Below are 254 nucleotides of genomic sequence, written 5' to 3' on the forward strand. Positions count from 1 at the left end.
CTTTCCAGCAACAACTGGGTGACAAAGACCTGGCGTTCCAGTTGCAGACCCTCGACGGCAAGGTTGCCCGTCACTTCATCGTCAAAGACCAGCGCATCACCAGCCGTTCAGGGGTTCACCCTGCGCCGGCATTTGCTATCGCGTTCAAAGATGCGGCCTACGGCTTCGCCACGATGCAGGCGAAGAACAAGCAACTGGCGTTCATGACGGGGATTCAGGACAAGTCGATCCAGATCAAGGGCAACCCGGCGCTG

At 58.3% G+C, this 254-nt stretch carries 1 protein-coding gene; it reads left to right on the plus strand.

Features of this window, described 5'->3' with window-relative positions; translation table 11 throughout:
* Nucleotides 1–254, plus strand: a 254-nt coding sequence (locus tag KZZ04_RS19950; RefSeq protein WP_219423996.1) for a hypothetical protein, incomplete at both ends; no start/stop codon positions are given.

Origin of the sequence: Pseudoalteromonas sp. CR1 (assembly GCF_019392235.1) — a bacterium.
GTDB lineage: Bacteria > Pseudomonadota > Gammaproteobacteria > Enterobacterales > Alteromonadaceae > Pseudoalteromonas.